The sequence below is a fragment of the Vibrio sp. 970 genome (genome assembly GCF_033339075.1).
In genome coordinates this window covers 1-772 of sequence record NZ_JAWOTW010000227.1, presented here as the reverse complement: position 1 = coordinate 772, position 772 = coordinate 1, and the positions used below count along the sequence as shown (strand labels likewise).

The 772-nt window shown below is 37.4% G+C and carries 1 protein-coding gene; it reads right to left on the bottom strand.

Annotated elements, in window-relative coordinates:
- Window positions 1–35: 35 nt before the first annotated feature.
- Complete coding sequence (locus R7Q11_RS29895; protein WP_005380165.1) at window positions 36–713, bottom strand: C39 family peptidase; 678 nt, start codon at window positions 711–713, stop codon at window positions 36–38.
- Window positions 714–772: the final 59 nt, after the last annotated feature.

The following is a 772-nucleotide window of genomic DNA, read 5'->3' as shown; positions in this document are numbered from 1 at the left end:
GTTAAGTTCTTAAAGTTATTTAAAACAATGTTATATTAATTTTCACCGGAAACTGGGAGAGTAATGCTAAATACCCCTAAGGAATCTCTAGACACTCCTGTTTTTAATGGTGATCTTTGATATACGGTGAAATTATCATTGGTTATAAAGCTAGACCGTCCCATTTCCGCTTCGTTACGGACCAGTAACACAATTCCTTGGTAATATTTTTCAAACTCATCCAGTTTCATTATCATGGTTCCTCTAGAAGGGTCTCCTAGAATAACTGAGTGATTGTTTATACCTCTGATGACAACAAAATGCATATACCCGTCGAAATTAACGAGAGTAATCCCAGGGACGCCGACTTCTTTAATTTTCTCCAGTCCTACTTGAAAGCCGTCAGAACGTAACCCTATGGAATCCAAGTAAAACTTCATATCCAACAAAGAAAAACCTTTCTCTTTGATTTTTTCTTTATCACCTTTTTCAAACATGCTTTTGAAGATATCTTGTTCAGATGACTCTGTTGCATAATGAAAAGTGAGAAGAGAAGCCAGGGCGGCAGAGCCACAGCTGAAGTCATACTGTTGGCGAAAAACATCACCGAACACTATTTCTTTGTAGCTTTTAACAGGAACAGAGTAATGTGCTCGGTAAGGTAGCAGTTCTAATGAAATGGCTGATGCTGAATAAACGAGCATCAGCCAAATTAGGTTATTTAATACTTTCATATTGTTTACTTGAGTGTCAGGTTAACGACGGTAGAGTTCTGGATTAAAACGTTGTTTCC

Bases quoted from the DNA above. Each gene is read 5' to 3' on its own strand.
- R7Q11_RS29895 (WP_005380165.1), bottom strand. From the start codon at position 713: ATGAAAGTATTAAATAACCTAATTTGGCTGATGCTCGTTTATTCAGCA.